The sequence below is a fragment of the Streptomyces sp. BE20 genome, from assembly GCF_036322525.1.
Lineage (GTDB): Bacteria > Actinomycetota > Actinomycetes > Streptomycetales > Streptomycetaceae > Kitasatospora.
Map to the genome: position 1 here is coordinate 1 of NZ_JAQYWW010000547.1, position 326 is coordinate 326.

The window sequence follows — 326 nt, forward strand, 5'->3', positions numbered from 1 at the left end:
ATCGCCTATCCAGTGCTCTACCTCCGGCAAGAAACACGTGACGCTGCACCTAAATGCATTTCGGGGAGAACCAGCTATCACGGAGTTTGATTGGCCTTTCACCCCTAACCACAGGTCATCCCCCAGGTTTTCAACCCTGGGGGGTTCGGTCCTCCACGAAGTCTTACCTCCGCTTCAACCTGCCCCTGGCTAGATCACTCCGCTTCGGGTCTTGGGCATGCAACTCAAACGCCCTATTCGGACTCGCTTTCGCTACGGCTACCCCACACGGGTTAACCTCGCTACACACCGCAAACTCGCAGGCTCATTCTTCAAAAGGCACGCAG

1 rRNA gene is annotated in these 326 nt (G+C 56.1%); it reads right to left on the reverse strand.

Annotated features, from left to right (window positions below):
- Positions 1–326 (reverse strand): 23S ribosomal RNA (locus PUR61_RS09120); the annotation flags it as partial.